The 5,919-nt window shown below is 73.5% G+C and carries 6 protein-coding genes and 1 pseudogene; 5 read left to right on the top strand and 2 right to left on the bottom strand.

Features of this window, described 5'->3' with window-relative positions:
* Positions 1-529, bottom strand: a pseudogene (locus MHW47_RS30985) (FUSC family protein); the annotation flags it as partial.
* A 249-nt stretch (positions 530-778) separates the two neighbouring features.
* Between MHW47_RS30985 and MHW47_RS30980 the strand changes: the two are divergent.
* The 4 genes from MHW47_RS30980 to MHW47_RS30965 all read left to right on the top strand — a co-directional run bounded on the left by MHW47_RS30980 (position 779) and on the right by MHW47_RS30965 (position 3,920).
* The gene (locus tag MHW47_RS30980; protein ID WP_239227193.1) at positions 779-1,198 is read left to right on the top strand and encodes a hypothetical protein; all 420 of its coding nucleotides are present in this window, start codon (positions 779-781) and stop codon (positions 1,196-1,198) included.
* 96 nt (positions 1,199-1,294) lie between these two features.
* On the top strand, positions 1,295-1,945 hold the full coding sequence (locus MHW47_RS30975) for a DUF3105 domain-containing protein (RefSeq protein WP_239227192.1): 651 nt from the start codon (positions 1,295-1,297) through the stop codon (positions 1,943-1,945).
* A complete protein-coding gene (locus MHW47_RS30970) occupies positions 1,942-2,592 on the top strand; it encodes a DUF305 domain-containing protein (protein WP_239227191.1) in 651 nt (216 codons plus the stop codon). Before MHW47_RS30975 ends, MHW47_RS30970 begins: the two co-directional genes overlap by 4 nt.
* A gap of 89 nt (positions 2,593-2,681) precedes the next feature.
* Positions 2,682-3,920: an ROK family protein gene (locus MHW47_RS30965; RefSeq protein WP_239227190.1), complete on the top strand. Its 1,239-nt coding sequence runs from the start codon at positions 2,682-2,684 to the stop codon at positions 3,918-3,920.
* Positions 3,921-3,989: 69 nt separating this feature from the next.
* Here the strand turns inward: MHW47_RS30965 and xylA are convergent, their stop codons facing one another.
* Positions 3,990-5,159: a xylose isomerase gene (gene xylA, locus MHW47_RS30960; protein ID WP_239227189.1), complete on the bottom strand. Its 1,170-nt coding sequence runs from the start codon at positions 5,157-5,159 to the stop codon at positions 3,990-3,992.
* 229 nt (positions 5,160-5,388) lie between these two features.
* Here xylA and MHW47_RS30955 point away from each other — a divergent pair.
* The coding region (locus MHW47_RS30955; protein ID WP_275449842.1) for an FGGY family carbohydrate kinase at positions 5,389-5,919 on the top strand (531 nt) is incomplete at its 3' end.

Below are 5,919 nucleotides of genomic sequence, written 5' to 3'. Positions count from 1 at the left end.
TTGTGCAACGTCGCCAGGAAGCCGGCCAGTCCGTCGATGGCCGCGGGGTCGTCGGTCCAGCCGGGGACGAGGACGTAGCGGATCCAGGCGGGGGCGCCCAGCCGGGCCAGGCGACCGCCCCGGCGCCGAGGGGGAGGGCGAGGGGGCCGGGGACCTGGGCGAGCGTCTGGGGGACGAAGAGGGCGGCGGAGCTGACGAAGGTGAAGATCACCGGTCCGGGCGGGCCGATCCGGGTCGCGTCGCAGAGCAGCTTCTGCCCGGCGGCGAGCAGCGCGCCGACGGCGATGAGCAGGGCGGTCGACGCGGTGAGCGAGGCGACGACGAGGGCGACGGCGAGCCCGGCGGTCATGCCGAGGACGACCCCGGCGACGGTTCCGGCGCGGCGCGCGTAGGGGAGGTGGTGGCCGTACAGGGCGCAGAGCGAGCCCGCCATGGTGTACATCACCAGGTCGAGCCGGCCGAGGGCGAGCAGCGCCAGGTTGGGTATCGCGGTGGCCACGACCACGCTCGTGGCGGGCTTGAACCACATGTCGGAGGGCCGGGTCAGGCGCAGCGGACCGGTCAGCGCCGGCGTGCGTACGGCGGGCCTGCGGGGCCTGGGGATCCTGGGGGTCGTCTCACTCACTTCTACACGTTAACAGGTATTACACAAGTAAAACACCTATGGCCGACGAGGCGGGGCGGCCGGTCGCGCACCCGAGCCCCGGGGCCCACCGGCCCCGTGCGCTTCCCCTCCCGCACTACTTGAAAGTTCAACGCGCCGCGTACGATGTGCGGGATGAACAGGCTGAGCGTGGGCAGGGAGGGGCTGCGCGGCACCGGTGCGCCGGCCGTGCTCGCCTGGCTGTTCGTCCTGGTCGCGCTCGCCGGCTGCTGCTCCCCGCAGTCCGGCGGCCACCACGCGGAGTCACGGCACACCGCCGTGCGGGCCGGCACCACCCCGGCGGACCCTTCCGCGGTCAGCGTCGTGGTGGCCGACTCCCCCGGCGGGCGCGGGGTGGGCGACTCCTGCCAGGGCACCTCGGAGCACTCGGCGCCCGTCGTGCTGCCCGGCCAGCCGGCCCCCGCCGGAGTGCCCTCGACCGCCGTGACGATGCTGCCCGCCCAGCCGCTGACCGGCGGCCGGGCGATCCGGGGCCCCTCGAACGACGCGGTCGGCGAGGTGGACCCCCTGCGCCTTCAGGTTCAGCGGATCTAGGACGGCCGGGGATCTCCCGTACCCGTTTCCGGGGCGGCGGCTCCCCTGCCGTACGCAGTGACCCCACCGATCCGTCGAAAATCGAAGGACCCCGTCATGGCTTCCGCCGAGAACAAGAAGAACAACGCCGCCGCCCGCCGCGCCAAGCTGGAGGAGGCCCGCCGCCAGGAGCGCACCCGCGAGCGCCGCGCCCGCGTCCTCACCATCGCCGTCGGCGTCCTGGTGGTCGCGGGCCTCGTCGCCGGGGGCGGCTACCTGATGAACGCCGCCGACGAGCAGGACAAGGCCGAGGCCGCCGTGATGACCTCGGACGTGGACGGCGAGAAGAGCTGGGACAAGCTCACGCAGAACCACGTCGACAAGACCGTCGACTACCCGATGAACCCGCCGGTCGGCGGCGACCACAACCCGGTGTGGATGAACTGCGACGGTGACGTCTACACCGAGGCCATACCGAAGGAGAACGCCGTCCACTCGCTGGAGCACGGCGCGGTCTGGGTGACGTACACCAGCAAGGCGCGGCCCGCCGACGTGAAGAAGCTGAACGAACGCGTCTCGTCCACGCCCTACTCGCTGATGAGCCCGGTCGAGGACCAGGCCGCGCCGCTGATGCTGAGCGCCTGGGGCAAGCAGATCGCCGTGAAGAACGCCGCCGACCCGAGGGTGGCGCAGTTCTTCACCAAGTACGTGCAGGGCCCGCAGACCCCCGAGCGGGGCGCCGCCTGCACGGGCGGGATCGCCAAGTGACGGCCGCCGCCCGCACCTCGCGGCCCCTGCTGCTGGCCGGCGGCGCCGTCCTGCTGCTGGCGCTGGCGCTGATCGCGCTGACGTTCGCCCGCCCCTCGGCGTCGGCGCCGGCCGCGTCCGCCCCGGCGGCCGCACCGGCGGAGGGCTCGGCCGATGTGGGGTTCGCGCGCGACATGGCGGTCCACCACCAGCAGGCGGTCGAGATGTCGTTCATCGTCCGGGACCGCACCTCGGACGAGGCGGTGCGCCGGCTCGCGTTCGACATCATCAACACCCAGGCCAACCAGCGCGGCATGCTGCTCGGGTGGCTGGACCTGTGGGGCCGGCCCATCAGCTCGCCCGGTGCGCCCATGGCGTGGATGGGGCACTCCTTCACCCCGCGCGGTGACGGCGCGCTGATGCCCGGCATGGCGACCGACGCCGAACTGGACGCCCTGCGCGCGGCCGAGGGCCGGAAGGCGGAGGTGCTGTTCCTCCGGCTGATGACGGTCCACCACAAGGCCGGTGCCGACATGGCGTCGGCGGCGGCCTCGTCGGCGGGGACGGACGTGATCAGGAACCTGGCGGCGGGCATGGTCCGGAGCCAGCAGTCGGAGATCGCGCTCATGGCGGACATGCTGCGGGAACGGGGGGCGTCCGCGTCCTGAGACGGACCGGGCCCCGTCGCGGGGCGGGGCCCGGTCCGCTCGCATCGGGACCGTACTGACGTGCGGAATCGCATAGGCTCGGGACCGATATGAAGAGCAACCTCACACCGCTGGGGCCCAAGGCCGACAAGGACACCGTCCGGCGCAGCAATCTGAGCCTCGTGCTGCGGGCCGTCCGCGACGAGGGCGAGGGCGAGGCCACCCGGGCCGGGGTCGCCGCCCGCGTGGGGCTGACCCGTGCCGCCGTGTCCTCGCTGGTCGAGCAGCTGCTGGAGAGCGGCTTCCTGACCGAGTCCGGCAAGACGTTCAGCGGTCAGGCCGGCCGTCCCGGCACCGCGCTGAAGACGGCCCGCACCGGACCGGCCGGGCTCGGCGTCGAGATCAACATCGACTACGTCTCGGTGTGCGTCGTGGACCTGGCCGGCACCGGCCGGGTCCGGCTCACCGAACACCTGGACAACCGGGGCACCCCGCCCGCCGAGGTGCTCGCGCGGGCGGCCCGGATCGCCGCGCGGACCCTGGACTCGGCGCGCGAGCAGGAGCTGTACCCGGTCGGCGTGGCCCTGGCGCTGCCGGGCCTGGTCTCGGGCGGCGCGGTCCGCCAGGCGCCGAACCTGGGCTGGAACCAGGTGCCGGCCGAGGAGCTGTTCGCCGCCGCGCTGACCGCCGAGCACCCCGGCCACCAGGCACTGCCGGTCCGCTCGGAGAACGAGGCGAACCTCGCGGCCCTGGCCGAACTGTGGTTCGGCGGCCTGGAACGCATCCGCACCTTTCTGTACCTGACGGGCGAGATCGGCGTGGGCGGTGCGGTGGTCATCGACGGCGAGCTGCTGCGCGGGGCGCACGGCTTCGCCGGGGAGATCGGGCACGTCGTGGTGGACGCGCAGGGGCCCCGGTGCCGGTGCGGCTCGCGCGGCTGCCTGGAGCAGTACGCGGGGCAGGCGGCGCTGCTGCGGGCGGCCGGGATCGACGGGGCCGGCGGCCTGGCGGTCACGGAGCTGGAGCAGCGGGTCCGGGCGGGCGACGAGCGGGCCGTCGCGGCGGTCGCGGAGGCCGGGCGGATGCTGGGCCGGGTGCTGTCGGGGGCGGTGAACCTGCTGGACCCGGACGCGGTGGTGCTCGGCGGGGTCTACCGGAACCTGATGCCGTGGCTTGCGGCGCCCGCCGGTGAGGAGCTGGGCCGGGTGGTGTCCGGGCTCTGGTCGCCCGGCGGAGGCCGGCTGCGCGCGTCGTCGGTCGCGGGGGACGCGGCACGGGGCGCGGCGGCGCTGGTGATGACGGATGTGCTGGCCGACCCGGTGGCGTACGCGCGCCCGGCGCCGGCCTGAGACGTACGGCACGCGGGAGGGGGCGGACGCGTCGTGCGTCCGCCCCCTCCCCCTCGGTGTGCCGTCGGGTCAGCGGACGCCGAGCAGGTGGTCCATGGCCAGCTGGTCCAGGACCTCGAACGCCATGCCGCGCGCGGCGGCCGCGTCCACGTCGAACTCCTCGAAGGCGGAGCGGTCGGCGAGCAGTCCGGCCACGCCGTCCTCGGCGGTGCGCTGCGCCAGCTCGTCGAGACGGGCGGCGCGCAGCGCCTCCTGGACGGCCGGGTCGGCGCGGAAGGCGGCGGCGCGCTCCTTGAGGATGAGGTAGTTGCGCATGCAGCCGGCGGCGGAGGCCCAGACGCCGTCGTAGTCCTCGGTGCGCGGCGGCTTGAAGTCGAAGTGGCGCGGGCCGGTGTAGTCGGAGCTCTCCAGCAGGTCCACCAGCCAGAACGCCTGGCGCAGGTCGCCGGCGCCGAAGCGCAGGTCCTGGTCGTACTTGATGCCGGACTGGCCGTTGAGGTCGATGTGGAAGAGCTTGCCCGCCCACAGGGCCTGCGCAATGCCGTGCGGGAAGTTGAGGCCGGCCATCTGCTCGTGCCCGACCTCGGGGTTGACGCCGACCATCTCGGGGCGCTCCAGGCGCTCGATGAAGGCGAGGGCGTGGCCGATGGTGGGCAGGAGGATGTCGCCGCGGGGCTCGTTGGGCTTGGGCTCGATGGCGAATTTGAGGTCGTAGCCCTGCTCGGTGACGTAGTCGCCCAGCAGGTCGAACGCCTCCTTCATGCGGTCGAGCGCGACCCGGATGTCCTTGGCTGCGCCGGACTCGGAGCCCTCGCGCCCGCCCCAGGCGACGTAGGTGGTGGCGCCCAGCTCGACGGCGAGGTCGATGTTGCGCATGGTCTTGCGCAGGGCGTAGCGGCGGACGTCGCGGTCGTTGGCGGTGAAGGCGCCGTCCTTGAAGACGGGGTGGGTGAAGAGGTTGGTCGTGGCCATGGGGACGACCAGCCCGGCCGCGTCGAGCGCCTGGCGGAAGCGCTTGACGATGCCCTCGCGCTCGGTGTCCGAGGAGCCGAACGGGATCAGGTCGTCGTCGTGGAAGGTCACGCCGTACGCGCCCAGCTCGGCGAGGCGCTTGACGGAGTCGACGGGGTCGATCGCGGTGCGCGTGGCGTCGCCGAAGGGGTCGCGGCCCTGCCAGCCCACGGTCCACAGACCGAAGGTGAACTTGTCCTCGGGGGTCGGTGCGAAGCGTTCCGTCATGGTGGTGCCGCCTTGGGGGCCAGGGGTCCGCAGCCGGTCGGGCAGCCGAACCTCAATTTGTTCACTGTCATGACTAATCATGCACGGGCAGCCCGTGCGACGTAAAGCCCCGGGGGCCGTGACCTTCCCGACGGACCCGCACGGAGGGACGACCGCCCCTGTTCCGGAGCGGTTCGATCACGTAATTTGTTTTCCACACGATCAAATACGTCAGTGAATGAGGTCAGCCATGCCGCCGCATACCGTCGTCATCGGTGTGGACAGCTCCACCCAGTCCACCAAGGCGGCGTTCGTCGACACCGCCACCGGCCGGCTGCTCGCCGTAGGCCGCGCCCCGCACGTCGTGACCGGCGAGGGCGGGGCGCGCGAGAGCGACCCCGAGGTCTGGTGGCAGGCCCTGCGCGACGCGGTCGCCGCCGGGCTGAAGGAGTCCGGCATCGCCCCGGCCGACGTGGTGGGCATCGCGGTCGCCGGCCAGCAGCACGGCCTGGTCGTCCTGGACGCGGAGGGCCGTCCGCTGCGCCCCGCCCTGCTGTGGAACGACACCCGGTCCGCCCCGCAGGCCGCCGCCCTGACCGCCGCGCTCGGCGGCGCCGACGCCTGGACCGCGCGCACCGGGTCCGTGCCGGTGGCCGCGATGACCGCGTCGAAGTGGCAGTGGCTGCGGGAGAACGAGCCGGAGACCGCGCGGGCGGCCGCCGCCGTGCGCCTGCCCCACGACTTCCTGACCGAGCGGCTGTCCGGCCGGGCCGTCACCGAT

It is taken from the genome of Streptomyces sp. OfavH-34-F (assembly GCF_022347745.1).
Lineage (GTDB): Bacteria > Actinomycetota > Actinomycetes > Streptomycetales > Streptomycetaceae > Streptomyces.
Note: the sequence above shows the minus strand (reverse complement) of the source record. Positions and strands in the feature narration are given on the sequence as shown.